Origin of the sequence: Polaromonas sp., from assembly GCF_039932935.1 — a bacterium.
GTDB lineage: Bacteria > Pseudomonadota > Gammaproteobacteria > Burkholderiales > Burkholderiaceae_C > Polaromonas.
Genome location: NZ_JBDTPB010000055.1, coordinates 1 through 18,536 on the forward strand (window position 1 = coordinate 1; position 18,536 = coordinate 18,536).

Sequence of the window (18,536 nt, forward strand, 5' to 3'; positions counted from 1 at the left end):
TCCGTCATGGAAGGCAACACGCCCCGCGTCATTGAAAACTCGGAAGGCACGCGCACCACGCCGTCCATCGTCGCCTACCAGGAAGACGGTGAAGTGCTGGTCGGCACCTCTGCCAAGCGACAGGCCGTCACCAATCCAAGGAACACGCTCTATGCCGTCAAACGCCTGATCGGCCGCAAGTTCACCGAAAAAGAAGTCCAGAAAGACATCGCCCTGATGCCCTATTCCATCGTGGCGGCTGACAACGGCGACGCGTGGGTGGAAGTGCGCGGCAAGAAACTGTCGGCCCAGCAAGTCAGCGCCGACATCCTGCGCAAGATGAAAAAAACCGCCGAAGATTACCTCGGCGAATCCGTGACAGAAGCAGTCATTACCGTACCTGCGTACTTCAACGACGCACAGCGCCAAGCCACAAAAGATGCCGGCCGTATCGCCGGCCTTGATGTCAAGCGCATCATCAACGAACCCACCGCAGCAGCCCTGGCCTTCGGCCTGGACAAGCAGGAAAAGGGCGACCGCAAGATTGCCGTGTATGACCTTGGCGGCGGTACCTTCGACATCTCCATCATCGAGATTGCCGACGTTGACGGCGAGAAGCAATTCGAAGTGCTGTCCACCAACGGCGACACCTTCCTCGGCGGCGAAGACTTTGACCAGCGCGTCATCGACTACATCGTGGCCGAGTTCAAGAAAGAAAGCGGCATCGACCTGTCCAAAGACGTGGTCGCGCTGCAGCGCCTGAAGGACTCCGCCGAAAAGGCCAAGATTGAGCTCTCGAACAGCGCCGCGACCGAAGTCAACATTCCCTACATCGCGCATGACCCCGCATCGGGCCCCAAGCATTTGCTGGTCAAGCTCACGCGCGCCAAGCTCGAAAGCCTGGTCGACGAGCTGATCGAGCGCACGATTGCGCCTTGCCGCGTGGCCATGAAGGACGCCGGCGTCAGCGCAGCCGACATTCATGACGTGATCCTGGTCGGCGGCCAGACCCGCATGCCCAAGGTTCAGGAGAAGGTCAAGGAGCTCTTCGGCAAGGAGCCCCGCAAGGACGTGAACCCTGATGAAGCCGTGGCCGTGGGTGCCGCCATTCAAGGCCAGGTACTCTCTGGCGACCGCACCGACGTGCTGCTGCTTGACGTGACGCCACTGTCCCTCGGTATCGAAACCATGGGCGGCGTAATGACCAAGATGATCAAGAAAAACACGACCATCCCGACCAAGTTCGCACAGACCTTCTCGACCGCTGAAGACAACCAGCCGGCCGTGACGATCAAGGTGTTCCAGGGTGAGCGTGAAATCGCTTCCGGCAACAAGGGCCTGGGTGAATTCAACCTCGAAGGCATTCCACCGGCAGCCCGCGGTACGCCGCAAATTGAAGTGTCGTTCGACATCGACGCCAACGGCATTCTGCACGTCGGCGCGAAGGACAAGGGCACCGGAAAAGAAAACAAGATCACCATCAAGGCCAACTCCGGTTTGTCTGAAGCTGAAATCCAGCAGATGGTGAAGGACGCCGAACTGAACGCTGAAGAAGACAAGAAAAAAGTCGAATTCGTGCAGGCCAAGAACAACGCCGAAGCGATGGTGCACAGCGTGAAGAAGTCCCTCGGCGAATACGGCGACAAGCTCGAAGCCGGCGAGAAGGAAAAGATCGAAGCCGCCATCAAGGACATGGAAGAAGCCCTCACCGGCGATGACAAGGCTGCGATCGACGCCAAGAACACGGCCCTGATGGAAGCCAGCCAGAAACTCGGCGAAAAGATGTACGCCGACATGGAAGCCTCCAAGGCAGCCGCTACCGGTGGCCCTGCAAGCGGTGCGGAGCAGCCCCAGGCCAAGCCTGAAGCCGACGACAACGTGGTCGACGCCGAAGTCAAGGAAGTGAAGAAGGGCTGATCAACCTTGTACCGGCCTGAAGTGGCCCGATAACTGCATGCAAAGCGGAAAACCCGACTCAACACCGGCTTTCCGCTTTTGCGTTTCCCGCGTGATGTGAAGACACCGACAGACCTGACCTGACATGGCCACCAAAAAAGACTATTACGACACGCTGGGCGTTCCCAAGAACGCCAGTGATGAAGACATCAAAAAGGCGTATCGCAAGCTTGCGATGAAGCACCACCCAGACCGCAACCAGGGCGATGCATCCAAGGTTGCCGAGGAAAAATTCAAGGAGGCCAAAGAAGCCTACGAGATGCTTTCCGACGAGAGCAAACGCGCGGCCTACGACCAGTACGGCCATGCGGGCGTAGACCCCAACATGCGCGGCGGCCCTGGCGCAGAAGGTTTCGGCGGTTTTGCCGAGGCCTTTGGCGACATTTTTGGCGACGTCTTCGGCGGACAGCGCGGTGGCGGTCAGCAACGCGGCGGACGCCAGGTCTACCGCGGCGGCGATCTCAGCTACGCGATGGAAATCTCTTTGGAAGAAGCGGCTCACGGCAAGGAAGCGCAGATCCGCATCCCAAGCTGGGACGACTGCAACACCTGCCACGGCAGCGGCGCCAAGCCCGGTACCAAAGTAGTCACCTGCACCACCTGCCATGGCCACGGCGTGGTGCAGATGCGCCAGGGTTTCTTCAGCGTGCAGCAAACCTGCCCCCAGTGCAAAGGCACCGGCAAGCTGATTCCCGAGCCTTGCGTGACCTGCCACGGCGTCGGCAAAACCAAGAACAACAAAACTCTCGAAGTCAAAATCCCCGCAGGCATTGACGACGGCATGCGCATTCGTTCGACCGGCAACGGCGAGCCGGGCACCAACGGTGGCCCACCGGGCGACCTCTACATCGAGATCAGGCTCAAGAAGCACGACATCTTCGAGCGTGACGGTGACGACCTGCATTGCGTGGTGCCGATCAGCTTCACCACTGCCGCACTGGGCGGGGAAATTGAAGTGCCGACGCTCGCCGGCAAGGCGGCCATCGATATTCCCGAAGGCACCCAGGCCAGCAAACAGTTCCGGCTGCGCGGCAAGGGCATCAAGGGCGTGCGCTCCAGCTACCCCGGTGACCTGTACTGTCACATCACGGTGGAAACACCGGTCAAGCTCACCGAGCACCAGCGCAAGCTGCTCAAGGAACTCGACGAGTCGCTCAAAAAAGGCGGCGCCAAGCATTCACCCAGCGAAGAAGGCTGGGCCGACAAGCTGAAGAGCTTCTTCAGCGCCTGATCGCCTCTTGCGTTCAACCCAAATGCCGGACTTGCTCCGGCATTTTTTTGTACGGAAAAAGTTGCGGATGTTGTTTGTGAGCGTGGCCATACACACTGTCACAGGCCTGTCGTCATCGCGAGCCTACGATCAGTCTTTTAACTCAGGGAAACACCCATGACCGTATCGACTCGCCAAGCCTTGAGGCAAGGCGGCCTGCTCGCCCTCGTTTGCAGCAGCGTACTGCTGACCGCCTGCTCTTCTTCGGGCACGAATTCGCAGGCCGGCCTCTCCACACTCGACGGCAGGGCACCGCTGGTCATCGCCCATCGCGGCGCCTCGGGCTATGTGCCCGAAGAAACGCTGGAAGCCTATGTGCGCGCCATCGAACTCGGTGCCGACGTGATCGAGATGGACCTGATCTCCACCAAGGACGGCGTGCTGATGACCCGCCACGACCCCAATCTCGCCATCAGCACCGACGTGGCCAAACACCCCGAATTCGCCTCGCGCAAGAAGACCATCCAGGTGGACGGCGAGACACAGACCGGCTGGTTCAGCGACGACTTCACTCTGGCCGAAATCCGCACCTTGGGCGCCATCTCGACCGACGCCGAGCGCCCCCAGCAATTTAACGGCCAGTACAAGGTGCCGACGTTCCAGGAAGTGGTGGATCTGGCCAAGGCGCAATCCATCAAGACCGGCCGCACGATCGCGATCTACCCCGAAACCAAGAACCCGACCTACTTCCGCGAACGCGGCCTGCCACTTGAAGACAAACTGATTGCCATCGTCAACGCAGCCGGCTGGAACAGCAAGACCGCGCCCATCTACGTGCAGTCGTTCGAGCCCGGCAGCCTCAAGTACATGAAGAGCAAGGGCCTGAACACGCGCCTGATCCAGCTCATCGACGGCGACGGCGTTGACATGAAGACCGGCATAGTCACCTTCGCCGTGCCCAGCGACCGCCCCTATGACTGGACCAAGGCTGGCGACAAGCGCTTCTTCGATGCGATGCTGACCCCCGCAGGCCTGGCCGAAATCAAAACTTACGCGGACGGCATTGGCCCCTGGAAACGCTTCATCATCGGCATCAAAGGCACGATAGGCGCCAACGGCAAAGCCATCGACGTGAACGGCGACGGCAAGGTCAACGATGCCGATGCCACCTCTGCCCAGCCCACCAGCCTGATCGCCGATGCCCACAAGGCCGGCCTCTTCGTCCATCCCTTCACCTTCCGCAATGAGTCGCGCCGCTTGGCCGTCGACTACAAGGGCGATGGCGCAGCCGAGTACCTGGCCTACTACCGCCTGGGCGTGGACGGCCTGTTCACCGACTTCACCGACACCGCAGTCGCCGCGCGCACGCAATACCTCAAGCAAACCGGCCGCTAAAGCCTGCTCCGGCCAGCAGGCCTTGCTTGCCGCCCCCTCCATCGATAGCCGCTTGCGCCCTTCCCGAAGGACCAGGCGGTTATTTTTTGAGGGCCGCCCCCACGGTTTTCTCAAAATGAAACACCGGCTAGGCGACAGGCCCGGGGACTGGCTTATAGTGCCTTACGCACCGGAGCGCCCCTCCGCCCAACCTCCCAACGCAGCCCCCATCACCATGAAAACCAAAGCCGCCGTCGCCTGGAAATCAGGCCAGCCCCTGACCATCGAAACCGTGGACCTGCAAGGCCCGAAATTCGGCGAGGTGCTCGTCGAAATCAAGGCCACGGGTATCTGCCACACCGATTACTACACGCTCTCGGGCGCCGACCCGGAAGGCATCTTCCCCGCCATCCTGGGCCATGAAGGCGCAGGCATTGTGGTCGACGTCGGGCCCGGCGTGACGACCCTCAAAAAAGGTGACCACGTCATTCCGTTGTACACGCCTGAGTGCCGGCAATGCAAGTTTTGCCTCTCGCGCAAAACCAATCTGTGTCAGTTGATTCGCGGCACGCAGGGCAAGGGCCTGATGCCCGATGCCACCAGCCGCTTCAGCCTCGACGGCAAACCCATCTTTCACTACATGGGCACCTCGACCTTCAGCAACTACACCGTCGCTCCCGAAATCTCGCTGGCCAAGATTCGTGAAGACGCGCCCTTCGACAAGGTCTGCTACATCGGCTGCGGCGTGACCACCGGCATAGGCGCCGTGCTCTTCACCGCCAAGGTGGAAGCCGGCGCCAACGTGGTCGTGTTCGGCCTGGGCGGCATTGGCCTCAATGTGATCCAGGGCGCCAAGATGGTGGGCGCCGACAAGATCATCGGCGTAGACATCAACCCCGCGCGCCAGGAGATGGCCCGCAAGTTCGGCATGACGCACTTCATCAACCCTAAAGAAACCGAAAACGTCGTCGATGCCATCGTGCAGCTGACCGACGGCGGCGCCGACTACAGCTTTGAATGCATCGGCAACACCAAAGTGATGCGCCAGGCGCTGGAATGCACGCACAAGGGCTGGGGCCGCAGCATCATCATCGGTGTGGCCGAAGCCGGCGCAGAGATCAGTACACGCCCCTTCCAGCTGGTGACCGGCCGCAAGTGGGAAGGCTCGGCCTTCGGCGGCGCGCGCGGCCGCACCGACGTGCCCAAGATCGTCGACTGGTACATGGAAGGCAAGATCAATATTGACGACCTGATCACGCACACCATGCCGCTCGAAGACATCAACAAGGGCTTTGACTTGATGAAAAGCGGCGAGTCCATCCGTGGTGTTGTCATCTATTAGCCCCCACGTTCGCTCACTGCGTGTAGCTCTCTGCCCCCTCAAGGGGCGCCCGCCTGTGGCCCGGCAAAGCCGGTTCCACGGCTCATGCTGGTGAAGACGTGGTCTCCACGTGCGCTCTTAACGCCTTCGCTTGAACTAGAAGATCTCTCATGACAACACCACTCGAACTCCTCAGCGAACACGGCTGTTTCGGCGGCGTACAACGCTTCTACCAGCATGACTCGCGCGAGGTCGGCCTGCCGATGAAGTTCTCGGTGTTCCTGCCGCCTCAAGCCAATGCCGGTGGCAAGGTACCGGCGCTGATCTATCTCGCAGGCCTGACCTGTAACGAAGAAACCTTCATGATCAAGGCCGGCGCCCAACGCCTCGCGGCTGAGCTGGGCCTGGCGCTGATCGCACCGGACACCAGCCCACGCGGCGCGAAGATCGCAGGTGAAACCGACAGCTGGGATTTCGGCCGGGACGCTGGTTTTTATCTTGATGCGACGCAAGCCCCGTGGTCACAGCACTACCGCATGGAGAGCTACATCACGGCGGAGCTGCTGCCGCTGCTGACGGTCTCGCTGCCGCTGGATGCAGGCCGCATCGGTATCTTCGGCCATTCGATGGGCGGCCACGGCGCGCTGACGCTCGCGCTCAGGCATCCAGATCTTTTCACTTCCGTTTCAGCTTTTGCACCCATCTGCGCGCCCAGCCGGTGCCCATGGGGGCGCAAGGCTTTCACCGGCTACCTCGGCAACGATGAATCAGACTGGGCCGAGCATGACGCCACCGCGCTGATGAACCTCATGCCTGCAGCGCCCTACCCTGGCGGCATCCGCATAGACCAGGGGCTGGACGACAAATTCCTGGCAGAGCAGCTATACCCCGAGCTGTTTGAGGCCGCATGCGCCAAAGTGGGCCAACCGCTGGCGTTGAACCGCCATGCGGGCTATGACCATGGCTACTACTTCATTGCGACTTTCATGGCTGACCACCTGCGGCACCATGCGCGGCAGCTCGGCTTGCCCACACCTGCTTGATGAAAGGGCGCTGGGACCGGCCCTGCACGTCCCAGCCCTTAAGCCTGCATTAAGGCGGCCCCAATACAATCCAGCGCTATGCCGCTGAGCCCTTCTTCTGCCTCCTCCGCCTCGCGGCCCGTGATCCTGACCACCGTCCGACAAAACACCGGCATGCGGCCCTTCTGGCTGTTGGTGCTGGCAAGCCTCTGGATCGCCACAGTCTGCAATGTGGCCCTGTGGCGCGAACTGAGCCGGCTGCCCGGCCTCACGGGCGGCCAGGCTGCCGTCATCAGCATTGCCCTGGTTCTGGTGATTGCGCTGGCGACCACGGCGCTGCTCAGCCTGCTGGCCTGGCACTGGACGCTCAAGCCAGCCATCACGGTCTTCCTGCTGTCGGCCGCTTTCGGCGCCTATTTCATGATGACTTATGGCGTGGTCATCGACAAGACCATGATGGTCAACACGCTGCAAACTGATGTGCGCGAAACACGCGACCTGCTGAACTGGCGCCTGCTGGCCACGGTGCTGGTGCTGGCGATCCTGCCGATGGTTTTGCTGTGGCGGCAAAAAGTCAGGCGCGAAAACGCCGCGCGCCAGGTGCTTGCCAATGCGGCCACGTTGACAGGCGCCTGCGTGCTGCTGGTGCTGGTAGTGTTTCTGTTCTTCCAGAGCATTGCCTCGGTGATGCGCAACTACACACATGTGCGCTACCTGATCAATCCACTCAATTCCTTTTACGCGCTGGGCTCCATCGCAGCCAAGCCTTTCCAGCGCGACGAATCCACCCTGCTGCCCTTGGGTGAAGACGCCAAACCCGGCGCCAGCTACACGGCACAAACCAAGCCGCCGCTGCTGTTGCTGGTGCTGGGTGAGACAGCGCGCAGCGCCAACTTTTCGCTCAATGGTTATGGCCGGCCCACCAACCCGCTGCTGGCCAAAGAAAACGTCGTGAGCCTGCGCAACGCATGGTCATGCGGCACCAGCACCGCAGCATCAGTGCCCTGCATGTTCTCCCATTTCGGGCGCGAAGCCTATGACTCACGGCCCGCCAACTACGAAGGCCTGCTGGACGTGCTGCAGCGTGCAGGCCTGGCCGTGCTGTGGATAGACAACCAATCCGGCTGCAAAGGCGTGTGCGACCGCGTGACCAACGTGAACACGGTGCAGCTCAAGGTACCGGGCCTGTGCGACAGCGGCGAATGTTTTGACGAAGTGATGCTGCACGGCATTGACGAGCGCATTGCCGCGCTGCCCGCCGAGCGGCGCGCCAAAGGCGTGGTGGTGGTGATGCACCAGATGGGCGGCCACGGCCCGGCGTATTACAAGCGCTCGCCACAGGCCGTCAAAAAATTCCTGCCCGAATGCACCGACAACGCGCTGCAAAGCTGCAGCCGCGAAGGCCTGCTCAATGCGTATGACAACAGCATCGTCTACACCGACCAGTTGCTGGCGTCTTCCATCCAGTGGCTCAAGACGCAAGAGGCCCGCAGCGCACCCGCCCTGCTGTACCTGGCCGACCACGGCGAATCACTGGGCGAAAACAACCTTTACCTGCACGGCATGCCCTACGGCATTGCACCCGAAGTGCAAAAGCGCGTTCCGTGGATCACCTGGCTCTCACCGGGGTTTGAGCAGCGCAGCAAGCTGACCACCGCGTGCCTGAAGCAGCAGCTGGACGCCCCCGTGAGCCACGACAACTACTTTCACTCAGTGCTCGGCCTGATGAATGTGCAGACCAGCGTCTACAAGCCCACGCTCGACATCTACGCCCGCTGCGCCAAGCCTTGAGCCGGAGTTCGGCTTTTGCAAAGCATCCGGATTCGCTGTAGGGCTTTAGTTGCGGCGCAGGCACCAAAATAGCGACAGATTTAATATTCGATATTCATCTCAATAACAAATTTCTTATTCAAGGGTTGCATATGAATATTCGCAAAACAGTCGCATCTGCTTTATTGCTGACCTTCGCACTGAGCGCTTCCGCGGCTGACCTGCTCGACACCGTCAAACAGCGCGGTACGCTCAAGGTGGCGCTTGAAGGCACTTACCCACCGTTCAACTACAAAGAAGGCGGCAAGCTCGCCGGTTTCGAGGTGGAGCTTGCCGATGCGCTGGCGCAAAAACTGGGCGTGAAAGCCGAGTTCAGCACCAGCGAATGGAGTGCCATTCTGGCGGGCCTGCAAGCTGGCAAGTACGACGTGGTGATCAACCAGGTCGGCATCACCGACAAGCGCAAAGAAACCTTTGATTTTTCCGAGCCCTATACGGTCTCCAGCCCCCAGTTGATCATCCGCAAGGATGAAAAGCGCGAGTTCAAAACGCTGGCCGACCTCAAAGGCAAAAAGCTCGGCCTGGGCCAGGGCACGAACTATTCCGACATCGCCAAGAAGGTCGGCGGCATCGACGTCAAGACCTACCCCGGCGCGCAAGAGTATTTGCAGGACCTGGCCCTGGGCCGCATCGACGCCGCGCTGAACGACAGCCTCCTGATCCCCTACATCGTCAAGCAGACCAAGCTGCCGCTCAAGCCCGGGGCACCGGTCGGCGACCTGGAAAAATCCGGCATTCCCTTCGTCAAGAACAACCCGAAATTCAAGGCTGCCCTCGACAAGGCGCTGGCCGATCTGCAAGCCGACGGCACGTTTGCAAAAATCTCGACCAAATGGTTTGACCGCGACGTGAGCAAGCCGCCGGTGGCGGCAAAGTAAGCCGCAGAACGAAGTACTATTCCTTTCAGCCGCGCGCCTCTTACAGCAGGCGCCTTGAAAGCACCCGGCTTGCAGCCGGGTTTTTTATTTGTGGAGACCCGAATGGATTTGCCTGGCCTGACCCAATTGCTGCGTGATGCCTTGCCGCTGATGCTCAAGGGTGCTGCGTGGACGCTGCTGCTGGCAGTGGCGTCTGTTTTCTTCGGCGCCATCATCGGCACCCTCGTGGCCGTCACGCGGCTGGCCAAAGTGCCGGCGCTCTCGCAGTTTGCGGCGCTGTATGTCAGCTGCATGCGCGGCACGCCGCTGCTGGTGCAGCTCTTTGTCATCTACTTCGGCCTGCCCAGCATCGGCATCCAGTTCGACCCGATCAGCGCGGGCATCCTGGGCCTGAGCCTGAACGTGGGCGCCTACCTGTCGGAAACGATTCGCGGCGCGATCAACGGCGTGGAACACGGCCAGTGGAACGCAGCCCGCAGCCTGGGCCTGACACAAGCGCAAACGCTGCGCTACATCATCGGACCGCAGGCGCTGCGGCTGGCCGTGCCCAGCCTGTCCAACAGCCTGATCAGCCTGATTAAAGACACCTCGCTGGTCTCGGTGATCGCCGTGGGTGAGCTAATGCTGGCGACCAAGGAAGTGATCGCCACCACCTTTCAACCCTTCCCGCTCTACCTGGCGGCCGCGGGCATTTACTGGGCCATGAGTGCGTCGTTTGAGACGCTGCAGAAGAAACTCGAAACACGGCTGAACCGCAGTTATTTACGTTAGGCCGCCGGGAATCGACTGCTTCGCCGAATACACCTCACGTGTCGCTGATCAACCCGCTTTGCAGCGCCTGCTCGGTATTCGCAAAAATCGCCATCGCGGTCAGCATGCGCCTGAAGCCAAGCTTTCGGTAAAACGGCTCTTTACCAGCCACCGCGTAGAGGATGATTTTTTTGTGCCCGCTGGACAGCCGCACCAGCGCCGCCACCATGTCCTTGCCCATGCCAGAGCCTTGCCGGTCCGGCGCCACCGCGATGTCGCAGATGTAAGAGCAATCTTTGCCATCGGCCACCGCGCGGCCGGCGGCGACCAATTGGCCGGCGTCATACACAAAGCACTTGAACATGCTGTTGGAGAAAACGATCTGCAGGTCGGCCGGTTTCTTGTCACCCAAGGGGGCAATCCGGTAAAGGTTTGAAAGCTCTTCCCAGTCCGCATCGGCCATGCCTTCTGATGAATATTTCCACTCGAGCGCCAAGGTGAACTCCTTTTATTTGCAAACGGTATGGGGTGTGATGTGCGATATGTGGTGCGTGGTGCGTGGTGCACATTCTTTTTGGACTATAGCCCTCGTCATGGCCCTCGCCGCGCACTGAAGCATGCCCTCTCAAAACAAGCTGGCCTGCCCCTCCGTGCTCGGCACAGCCGGCGGACGGAACTGGCTCAGGTCCAGCTCGATGCGCTGGCGGTTAAAGCCGATCCGGTTGCAGGCTTTCTCAAAGCGCTGCTTGATGAGCTCGGCCCACAGGCCGTGGCCTTTCATGCGCGAGGCGAAGTCGCTGTCGTAGTCCTTGCCGCCTCGCATTTCGTGAATGCGCGCCATGATGCGCGCCGCGCGCTGCGGGTAATGCAGCTCCAGCCACTCCTTGAAGATGGGCGCCACCTCCCAGGGCAGGCGGATGACGGTGTAGAACGCACTACGCGCACCGGCCTCCCAGGCGGCTTCCAGCACGTGCTCCATGTCGTCGTTCACAAACGGGATTTGCGGCGCCACGCTCACGCCCACCGGCACGCCGTGCTCTGCCAGCGTGCGAATGGTGCGCAGGCGCCGGTGCGGCGCGGCGGCGCGCGGCTCCAGCTTGCGCGCGAGTTCGCCGTCCAGCGTGGTGATGGTCACGTAAGCGGCGGCCAGCTTGTCGGCGGCCAAAGGCGCCAGCAGATCCAGGTCGCGCTCTACGCCGCTGGATTTGGTGATCAATGAAAACGGGTGCCGCACTTCCTGCATCACTTCGATGATGCTGCGCGTCAGCCGCAGCTCGCGCTCGGCCGGCTGATAGCAGTCTGTGGCCGAGCCGATGTTGAGCAGCCGGGGCACATAGCTGCGTTTGCGCAAATCGGCGCGCAGCACCTCGGCGATGTTGCGCTTGGCGATGATCTTCGTTTCAAAGTCCAGCCCGGGCGAGAGGTTGAGGTAGCTGTGCGTGGGCCGCGCATAACAGTACACACACCCGTGCTCGCAGCCCCGGTAGGGGTTGATGCTGTAGTCAAAAAAGATGTCGGGCGAGTCGTTGCCCACGATGGCGCTGCGGGCGTTTTCAAACGTAACCTCGGTCTCCATCCGCGGAGCCTCACCCGCCAGACCTTCTTCGAGCGTTCCCCATCCGTCGTCCCAAGCCGCACGCACATCTTTCTCAAACCGGTGCGGCATGCGCGTGGCGGTGCCGCGGCCTTTGATGGCGTGGAGGGGGATGATGGCGTCGGACATGGAGCAACAGGAATTTGGTTGGGAAAGCCAAGCGTGTGGTGGTCGCCAAATACTGTATAAAAATACAGTATATTGAAACAAAACCCCTTTTGCAAATGTCTGAGGTGGTGCCGCAATAATGGACTTAACCCAGGAGGCACTCCCATGGCACACATACTGGCAAAACTCTCTGGCGCGCCGCTTGCCGCCATCAAACAGCAACTGGAAAAAGACGCGGATGAACACGCACGGCAAGGCATGTATCTGAAGCACCTCTGGCAAAACGCGGACGATGCGGCCGAGGTGTTTTTCCTGTTTCAGGTGAAGGACCTGGCGCAGTGCCGGCAGCGCATGAAGCAGACACATGCAAAAGCCCGCGAAGAAAACCCCGATGTACCGCTACCGACGCTGACGTTCCTTGAAGATGCCTGTGCATCCGTCGAATGCCTTCGTAGATACAACTCTTCTCCCCTCCCCGTTCAACCATGATCCAGCGACCTGAAAACCTCTATGCCCGTTACCACGCCCATGTGTATTTCGGGCCAAGCACCGTTGAGCAGGCGCGCGTCTTGTGCGAGAAGGCCGGTGCGCTTTTTGGGATAGCCGTGGGGCGGGTACATGAACGCGAGGTGGGGCCGCACCCGCGCTGGAGTTGCCAGCTGGCGTTTGACCGCGCGGCGTTCGGCCGCGTCATCCCCTGGCTCGAGGAACATCGCGACGGCCTGGATGTGTTTGTGCACGGGCTTACCGGTGACGACCTGGCCGACCACACCACGCACGCCTCATGGCTGGGCGAGCCTGCGGCATTGAAGCTGGAGATGTTCAGGCGATGAGTCGCGCCCCGTGCGCCACGACGGCAGGAGATGCCTTCGTTACATCGCTATTAATTCGATAGCTGCCTGCGCCCGACCGGTAAGGGCTTCGGCCATTTTTAACCCGAATAGTAGCGGCTCAACCATCGCGGCAGGAATGGTGTGGGCCGCAACTCTACCCACTGGTACAGCGCCCAGCCCACCAGCAGCGACAGCATGAAAGCCACCCACAAGCCTGCCACATTGGCCAGAAACTGCGTGGGCCAGAAGTAGCCCACGACAGCGTTGACCAGCAGGCACACCGGAAAGTGGATAAGGAACACGGAGTAGGAGATGTGACCCAGTTGCACCAGCCGGCGCTGCTGCAGCCAGCGCACCGGCCGGGCATGCGGCTGAAGCCCTGCCAATCCAATCAGGCTGAAAGCAGTGACCAGTGCCACCACCAGGCGTCCCCTGAAATCCAGCGCCAGGGCCAGCCCGCCCATGACCGCCAGGGTCACGAGCCAGAAGCCGCGCCGCGCGCCGAGGCGGCTGGAGGCCCAGAAGGCCAACATGCCACAGGCATAGGAGCCGAAAAAATAAAGGGCGGTGATATCAAAGGCCGGCAGGCGGTTGAAAAACAGCAGCGAGGCCAATGCGGCCAGCAGGATGAGGCTTACGCCCAACGGGGCCGAAACCGAAGTGGTGTGCGTGGCGTCGCCATGGTTCGGCTGAAACTGAAATCGCCGGGCAAAGGCGAAGATGAGCACTGCCATGGCATAGAGCTGGAAGTCGATGGCCACGTACCAGACGCCGGCGGAAAGCGCATCCTGCCCGAGCAGGTCCTGCAGCAACAGGACGTGGGCCAGCAGCTGGTGCACCGTGGGAGCGCCAGGCACAGAGTGGTGCGCGAACCAGGGCCTGACCAACGCGGCCACCAGCACGCTTACGGCCAGCGCCACAAAGTAAGGTTTGACGAGCCTCCAGTAGCGGCGAAGGATCAGCCTCCCGGGTGACTCGAACACCGCAACGCCCTGCGGCGCCAGCGAGGCAGCTGCCAGAAACCCGCTCACGACGAGGAACACCTGCACGGCCATGCGCCCGTAGTCATAAAGCCAATCCATCAAGGCGGGCGCGTAGGGGTGAACCACATCCGACATGGGGCCGTAGAAGGCCAGGTGGTGCCAGACGATCAGGACGCAGGCCAGACCCTTGAGCGCGTCAAGGCCGGGAATCTGCCGAGGCAATGTCATGCCGGCGCGCACAGCAGATGCGCCAGCCCCGGCGTTGCCAAAAGCTCAGGCACACACCCTTTCGCGTGCGTCTTTGTATTCGCGCTTAAGTTGAGCAATGAACGCCGCGGCGCTTTGCACCTTGCTGACGGAGCCGATGCCCTGCCCGCAACCCCAGATGTCTTTCCAAGCCTTGGACTTGCTGCCTTCGCCGCCGCCGAAGTTCATGGTCTTGATGTCGCCTTCGGGCAGGTTCTCCGGGTCCATGCCGGCAGCGCGAATCGACGGCGCGAGGTAGTTGCCGTGCACGCCGGTGAAAAGACTGCTGTAGATGATGTCGTCGGAATTGCCGTCGACGATGGCTTGCTTGTAGGCGTCGTCGGCGCGCGCTTCTTCGGTCGCGATGAATGCCGAGCCGATGTAGGCGAAGTCGGCGCCCATGGCTTGCGCGGCCAGCACCGCGCCGCCGGTAGAGATGGCGCCCGACAGCGCCAGCGGGCCGTCAAACCACTGGCGGATTTCCTGGATCAGGGCGAACGGGCTTTTGACACCCGCGTGGCCGCCCGCGCCGGCGGCCACAGCCACCAGGCCGTCGGCGCCCTTTTCAATCGCCTTGCGGGCGAACTTGTTGTTGATGATGTCGTGCAGCACCACGCCGCCGTAGCTATGCGCGGCGGCGTTGATGTCTTCACGCGCGCCCAGGCTGGTGATGTAGATGGGCACCTTGTACTTCACGCACATCTCCATGTCGTGTTCCAGCCTGTCGTTGGACTTGTGCACGATCTGATTGATGGCAAACGGCGCCGCGGGTTTGCCGGGGTTGGCCTTGTTGTGGGCAGCCAGCGCCTCGGTGATTTCGGCGAGCCACTCGTCGAGCTGCGACGCAGGCCGTGCGTTGAGCGCCGGCATGGCGCCCACTACACCGGCCTTGCACTGCGCAATGACCAGCTTGGGGTTGCTGATGATGAAAAGCGGCGAGCCGATGATGGGCAGCGGCAAATTGTGCAATGCACCCGGCAGTCTGGACATGGAAGCTCCGTATACTATTTTTTAGAAGAAAACAGGCTGCAGCCCTTTAGCAACGGGCGCAAGAAGCTATTAATTCAATAGCAAAAAGTCGACTCAGAACGCGTCCAGCGCCAGCGCCGTGACGCTGTCTGCACCTTCAACAATGCTGTCGCGCACGCCCGGCGCCTTGGTCAGCAGGTGGTCGGCGTAAAAGCGCGCCGTGGTGATCTTGGCCTGCATAAAGGCAGCGTCGACGCCCTGGGCGAGCTGCTCTTGCGCCACCAGCAGCGAACGCGCCATTTGCCATCCGGCCACCAAATTGCCCGCGAGCATGAGGTAAGGCACACTGCCCGCAAACACCGCGTTGGGGCTGGCTTTGGTGTTGCCAGCGACGAAATCGACCACGTCAATGAAAGCCAGGCGCGCGGCCTTCAGGCGTTTGGCCACAGCCACCGCGTCGGCGCTGCCCTGCTTGAGCAATTCTGTTTCGGTTTTTTCAATTTGCGCGGCAATCGCCTTGGCAGTCTGGCCGCCATCGCGCGAGGTCTTGCGGCCGATCAGGTCGTTGGCCTGAATGGCGGTCGTGCCTTCGTAGATGGTCAAGATCTTGGCGTCGCGGTAGTACTGGGCCGCGCCGGTTTCTTCAATAAAGCCCATGCCGCCGTGCACCTGCACGCCCAGCGAGGTGACTTCCAGGCTCATCTCGGTGCTGTAGCCCTTGACCAGCGGCACCATGAATTCGTAGAAGGCCAGGTTCTGCTTGCGCACATCCGGATCGGGGTGGTGATGCGTCGCGTCGTAAGCGGCAGCGGCCACCGAGGCCATGGCGCGGCAGCCTTCGGTGTAGGCGCGCATGGTCATCAGCATGCGCTTGACGTCGGGGTGGTGAATGATGGGCGCGCTGGCCTTGATGGAGCCGTCGACCGGCCGGCTCTGCACACGGTCTTTAGAGAAGGCCACTGCCTTCTGGTAGGCGCGCTCGGCAATCGCGATGCCCTGTATGCCGACGGCATAGCGGGCGGAGTTCATCATGATGAACATGTACTCGAGGCCGCGGTTTTCTTCGCCGACGATGTAGCCGACGGCGCCGCCATGGTCGCCATATTGCAGCACAGCGGTGGGCGATGCCTTGATGCCCATCTTGTGCTCGATGCTCACGCAGTGCACGTCGTTGCGCGCGCCCAGTGCGCCGTCTTTGCCAACCATGAACTTGGGCACGACGAAGAGGCTGATGCCCTTGACCCCTTCGGGTGCACCGGTGACGCGTGCCAGCACCATGTGCACGATGTTCTCCGCCATGTCGTGCTCACCGTAGGTGATGAAAATCTTGGTACCGAAGACCTTGTAGGTGCCGTCGGGTTGCGGCTCAGCACGGCTGCGCACCATGGCGAGGTCCGAACCTGCTTGGGGCTCGGTCAGGTTCATGGTGCCGGTCCATTGCCCGCTCACCAGCTTTTCGAGGTAAACGGCGTTGAGGTCATCAGAGCCGGCCGTGAGCAGCGCTTCGATCGCACCGTCGCTCAGCAACGGGCATAACGCAAAGCTCATGTTGGCGGAGTTGAGCATTTCACCGCAGGCCGCGCCAATGGTTTTAGGCAAGCCCTGGCCGCCAACATCAACCGGGTGCTGCAGGCCTTGCCAGCCGCCTTCGACGTACTGCCTGAAAGCCTCCTTGAAGCCGGGGGTGGTGGTGACTTCGCCATTTTTCCAGCTCGACGGATTGATGTCTCCGTCACGGTTCAGCGGTGCCAGCACCCCCTCGTTGAACTTGGCGCATTCTTCAAGCACGGCCTGAGCTGTGTCGAAACCGGCTTCTTCAAAGCCCGGGATTTGCGCGATCTGTTCGATGTTGGCCAGGTGTTTGATGTCAAACAGCATGTCCTTGAGGGGGGCTTTGTACGTCATTTGTCTCTCCACATAGTCGATGGCTGCCGTCGGTGCGCGGCAAGTCCGGATACAAAAAGGGCGTCACGAAGACGCCCTTTGTCGCCTGCAATTACAGTGCGGCGACCAGCTCGGGCACAGCCGTAAACAAGTCGGCTTCGAGGCCATAGTCAGCCACGCTGAAAATCGGAGCCTCGGGGTCCTTGTTGATCGCGACGATGACCTTGCTGTCTTTCATGCCGGCCAGATGCTGGATCGCACCGGAGATGCCGGCGGCGATGTAGAGCTGAGGCGCGACGATCTTGCCGGTCTGGCCCACTTGCCAGTCGTTGGGGGCGTAGCCCGCGTCAACCGCAGCGCGCGAGGCGCCCAGTGCGGCGCCCAGCTTGTCGGCCAGCGGCGTCAGCACTTCGTTGAACTTCTCGCTGGAACCCATCGCGCGGCCGCCGGAGACGATGATCTTGGCGGCGGTCAGCTCGGGGCGGTCGCTCTTGGCGATCTCGGAGCCCAGGAAGGTCGACTTGCCGCTGTCGGCCACGCCTGCGGGCGTTTCAATCGCGGCGGAGCCACCGGTGGCGGCCGCGGCGTCAAAGCCGGTGGTGCGCACGGTGATGACTTTGGTGGCGTCCAGGCTTTGCACGATGGCGATCGCGTTGCCGGCGTAGATCGGGCGCTCAAAAGTGTCGGCAGCGTCGACCTTGGTGATGTCGGAGATCTGGCCGACATCTAGCGTCGCAGCCACGCGGGGGGCGATGTTCTTGCCCGAAGCGGTGGCGGGAAACAGGATGTGCGAATAGTTGCTGGCGATAGCCAGCACCTGGGCGGCCATGTTCTCTGCCAGGCCGTGAGCGAAATGATCGCCTTCGACGTGGATGACTTTGGCCACGCCGGCAATGGCGGCGGCGGCCTTGGCGGCGGCTTCGGCGCCCTTGCCGGCTACCAGCACGTGCACGTCGCCGCCGCACTGGGCGGCGGCGGTCACGGTGTTGAGGGTCGCGGGCTTGATGGAGTTGTTGTCGTGTTCTGCGATTACAAGTGCGGTCATGTCTATCAACTCCTTAAATTACTTTGGCTTCGTTCTTGAGCTTGTCCACCAGGGCGGCCACATCGGCCACCTTGATGCCGGCGCTGCGCTTGGGCGGCTCGCTGACCTTCAGGGTCTTGATGCGCGGCTTGACATCGACACCGAGTTCTTCGGGCTTGAGGTTGTCGAGCTGCTTTTTCTTGGCCTTCATGATGTTGGGCAAGGTGACGTAGCGCGGTTCATTGAGGCGCAGGTCGGTCGTGATGATGGCCGGCAGCGTGAGGGAGAGGGTTTCCAGGCCGCCGTCGACTTCGCGCGTGACTTTGGCCGTGGTGCCTTCAACTTCCACCTTGGAGGCGAAGGTGGCTTGCGGCCAGCCCAGCAGCGCGGCCAGCATTTGGCCGGTCTGGTTGCAGTCGTCGTCAATCGCCTGTTTGCCGAGGATGACAAGTTGGGGTTGTTCTTTTTCGACCAGGGCCTTGAGCAGCTTGGCCACGGCCAGGGGCTGCAGTTCTTCATTGGTTTCGACCAGGATGGCGCGGTCGGCGCCAATGGCCATGGCGGTGCGCAGGGTT

The 18,536-nt window shown here is 61.4% G+C and carries 17 protein-coding genes; 10 read left to right on the forward strand and 7 right to left on the reverse strand.

The features are described from left to right. The 8 genes from dnaK to ABI546_RS10365 form a co-directional block, all read left to right on the forward strand. The coding region (dnaK, locus tag ABI546_RS10330) for a molecular chaperone DnaK (protein WP_348046508.1) at window positions 1–1,896 on the forward strand (1,896 nt) is incomplete at its 5' end. A gap of 124 nt (window positions 1,897–2,020) precedes the next feature. Further along, window positions 2,021–3,166, forward strand: coding sequence for a molecular chaperone DnaJ (gene dnaJ, locus ABI546_RS10335; protein WP_348046509.1), 1,146 nt, complete (start codon window positions 2,021–2,023; stop codon window positions 3,164–3,166). Between the two features lie 156 nt (window positions 3,167–3,322). Next, window positions 3,323–4,540: a glycerophosphodiester phosphodiesterase gene (locus ABI546_RS10340; protein ID WP_348046510.1), complete on the forward strand. Its 1,218-nt coding sequence runs from the start codon at window positions 3,323–3,325 to the stop codon at window positions 4,538–4,540. A 214-nt stretch (window positions 4,541–4,754) separates the two neighbouring features. Further along, a complete protein-coding gene (locus tag ABI546_RS10345; RefSeq protein ID WP_348046511.1) occupies window positions 4,755–5,861 on the forward strand; it encodes an S-(hydroxymethyl)glutathione dehydrogenase/class III alcohol dehydrogenase in 1,107 nt (368 codons plus the stop codon). A 149-nt stretch (window positions 5,862–6,010) separates the two neighbouring features. Then, entirely contained in the window at window positions 6,011–6,883 is an 873-nt protein-coding gene (gene fghA, locus ABI546_RS10350; RefSeq protein ID WP_348046512.1) for an S-formylglutathione hydrolase, read from the forward strand. A 78-nt stretch (window positions 6,884–6,961) separates the two neighbouring features. After that, window positions 6,962–8,653 carry a phosphoethanolamine--lipid A transferase gene (locus ABI546_RS10355; protein ID WP_348046513.1) on the forward strand — a complete coding sequence of 564 codons (1,692 nt, stop codon included), beginning with the start codon at window positions 6,962–6,964 and terminating at the stop codon, window positions 8,651–8,653. 131 nt (window positions 8,654–8,784) lie between these two features. Continuing rightward, complete coding sequence (locus tag ABI546_RS10360; RefSeq protein ID WP_348046514.1) at window positions 8,785–9,570, forward strand: transporter substrate-binding domain-containing protein; 786 nt, start codon at window positions 8,785–8,787, stop codon at window positions 9,568–9,570. Between the two features lie 102 nt (window positions 9,571–9,672). Further along, window positions 9,673–10,341: an amino acid ABC transporter permease gene (locus tag ABI546_RS10365; RefSeq protein ID WP_348046515.1), complete on the forward strand. Its 669-nt coding sequence runs from the start codon at window positions 9,673–9,675 to the stop codon at window positions 10,339–10,341. 34 nt (window positions 10,342–10,375) lie between these two features. On the opposite strand, the gene ABI546_RS10370 is transcribed toward ABI546_RS10365, so the two are convergent. Continuing rightward, a complete protein-coding gene (locus ABI546_RS10370) occupies window positions 10,376–10,816 on the reverse strand; it encodes a GNAT family N-acetyltransferase (RefSeq protein WP_348046516.1) in 441 nt (146 codons plus the stop codon). Between the two features lie 129 nt (window positions 10,817–10,945). Further along, window positions 10,946–12,043, reverse strand: a complete 1,098-nt coding sequence (locus tag ABI546_RS10375) for a PA0069 family radical SAM protein (protein WP_348046517.1) — start codon at window positions 12,041–12,043, stop codon at window positions 10,946–10,948. 144 nt (window positions 12,044–12,187) lie between these two features. On the opposite strand from ABI546_RS10375, the gene ABI546_RS10380 reads away from it, so the two are divergent. Both ABI546_RS10380 and ABI546_RS10385 read left to right on the forward strand, forming a co-directional pair. Next, window positions 12,188–12,511, forward strand: a complete 324-nt coding sequence (locus ABI546_RS10380; RefSeq protein WP_348046518.1) for a hypothetical protein — start codon at window positions 12,188–12,190, stop codon at window positions 12,509–12,511. After that, window positions 12,508–12,855, forward strand: a complete 348-nt coding sequence (locus tag ABI546_RS10385; RefSeq protein WP_348046519.1) for a DOPA 4,5-dioxygenase family protein — start codon at window positions 12,508–12,510, stop codon at window positions 12,853–12,855. The genes ABI546_RS10380 and ABI546_RS10385 overlap by 4 nt, the downstream gene beginning before the upstream one ends. A gap of 98 nt (window positions 12,856–12,953) precedes the next feature. Here ABI546_RS10385 and ABI546_RS10390 read toward each other — a convergent pair whose 3' ends face one another. From ABI546_RS10390 to ABI546_RS10410, 5 genes are all read right to left on the reverse strand, one after another. After that, entirely contained in the window at window positions 12,954–14,066 is a 1,113-nt protein-coding gene (locus ABI546_RS10390) for an acyltransferase (RefSeq protein ID WP_348046520.1), read from the reverse strand. A 45-nt stretch (window positions 14,067–14,111) separates the two neighbouring features. Beyond that, complete coding sequence (locus ABI546_RS10395) at window positions 14,112–15,074, reverse strand: nitronate monooxygenase family protein (protein WP_348046521.1); 963 nt, start codon at window positions 15,072–15,074, stop codon at window positions 14,112–14,114. 93 nt (window positions 15,075–15,167) lie between these two features. Further along, entirely contained in the window at window positions 15,168–16,958 is a 1,791-nt protein-coding gene (locus ABI546_RS10400) for an acyl-CoA dehydrogenase (protein WP_348046522.1), read from the reverse strand. 91 nt (window positions 16,959–17,049) lie between these two features. Then, the gene (locus ABI546_RS10405; RefSeq protein WP_348046523.1) at window positions 17,050–17,982 is read right to left on the reverse strand and encodes an FAD-binding protein; all 933 of its coding nucleotides are present in this window, start codon (window positions 17,980–17,982) and stop codon (window positions 17,050–17,052) included. 13 nt (window positions 17,983–17,995) lie between these two features. Continuing rightward, window positions 17,996–18,536 (reverse strand): electron transfer flavoprotein subunit beta/FixA family protein (locus ABI546_RS10410; RefSeq protein WP_348046524.1); only part of this gene is annotated, 541 nt, incomplete at its 5' end.